Annotated in this window: 1 protein-coding gene; it reads left to right on the top strand. The window is 65.4% G+C overall.

Annotation, left to right across the window (positions count from 1 at the left end):
• Positions 1 to 219 precede the first annotated feature (219 nt).
• Positions 220 to 1,434 carry an IS110 family transposase gene (locus ACIA5H_RS37755; RefSeq protein WP_397081157.1) on the top strand — a complete coding sequence of 405 codons (1,215 nt, stop codon included), beginning with the start codon at positions 220 to 222 and terminating at the stop codon, positions 1,432 to 1,434.
• Positions 1,435 to 1,452 lie beyond the last annotated feature (18 nt).

Raw genomic sequence — 1,452 nt, 5'->3', positions numbered from 1 at the left:
TCCCTAAGTTTGTAGGTGTCTGGGGTTGGTGCCCTGGATGCCCAGGGTGGTGGGGTGTAGCTGATGGGTTTTTGCTTCGGTCGAGGCTCGAAAGGACTGGCTGCCCCACCGCGCTGGACGCTCCGGCTGCTGATTGAGAGCTTGTTGCGGTCGTCGCTGGTTAGGGATCTGACGGCGGGGTTGTCCACGGGCGCAAACAGCGAGGTCAGGAGCACGTGGGTGGCAACTCGCCCTCAGATCTGGGTCGGGATCGATGTCGGCAAACACGCGCATCACGCGTGCGGGGTCGACGAGACCGGAAAAACTGTGTTCAGCCAGAAGTTCGGCAACGATCAAGCCGCGATCGAAGCGTTGATCGCGCGCGCCGGTCAGGCCGCCGACCGGGTGCGGTGGGCGATCGATCTGACCTCCCCGATGGCGTTGCTGCTGATCACGGTGCTGTTGGCCGCTGATCAAGCGGTGACGTATGTGCCGGGCCGAGTGGTGAATTCGATGACCGGCAGCTTCCGCGGCGAGGGCAAAACCGACGCCAAGGACGCACGGGTGATCGCCCAGAGCGCCCGTCTGCGTGAAGATCTCAACCAGGTCGTGATGCCTGATGAGCTCGTGGTCGGACTGACCCAGCTGACCAGCTACCGCACCGATCTGATGGCGGATTGGGTGGCCGGGATCAACCGGCTGCGTGCGCTGCTCGGGTCGATCTTTCCCGCGTTGGAGGCCGCGTTCGACTTCGCGAACCGGACCCCGCTGATCCTCGTCGCCGCAATGTGCACCCCCGCCGAGATCCGAACAGCCGGAATCGACGGTGTCACAACACATCTCACCGACAACGGAGCGTGGAAGCCGGGCATCGCCAAGGCGGCCGCCACCGCGGTCGATGCCGCCGGACGCCAGAGCCTGGCTCTGCCCGGTGAGGCCGACACCGCGATGCTGGTCAAACGCATCGCCCGCAAGCTCCTCGATCTGGACCGTGAGATCAAGGACACCGACAAACTCATCACGACCCGATTCCGGCAACACCCGTGGGCGCGCATCATCGAATCCCTGCCCGGCATGGGCCCCGGGCTGGGAGCGGAGTTCCTCGTCGGCACCGGCGGTGACCTGGCCAACTTCGCTAGTGCGGGCCGCCTGGCCTCCTATGCCGGCCTTGTCCCGGTCCCCCGGGACTCGGGCCGGGTCAGCGGCAACCTGCACCGCCCGAAACGCTACAACCGGCGCATGCGGCGCGTGTTCTTCATGGCCGCCCTGTCGAGCCTGAAGATCACCGACGGACCATCGCGGCGGTTCTACGACCGAAAACGCGGTGAGCGACTCATCCATACCCAAGCCCTCCTAGCGTTGGCCCGGCGCCTGGTCGACGTGTTGTGGGCATTGCTGCGAGACAGCCGCGAATTCAGCATGGAAAACCCGATCCCGGTGGCCACGGCGGCTTGACACGGTCATTGAGAGTCC

The organism is Nocardia sp. NPDC051900 (assembly GCF_044452545.1).
GTDB classification, from domain to species: Bacteria; Actinomycetota; Actinomycetes; order Mycobacteriales; family Mycobacteriaceae; genus Nocardia; species Nocardia sichangensis.
The sequence above is the reverse complement of the archived record's forward strand: the minus strand, read 5'-3'. Positions and strand labels throughout refer to the sequence as shown.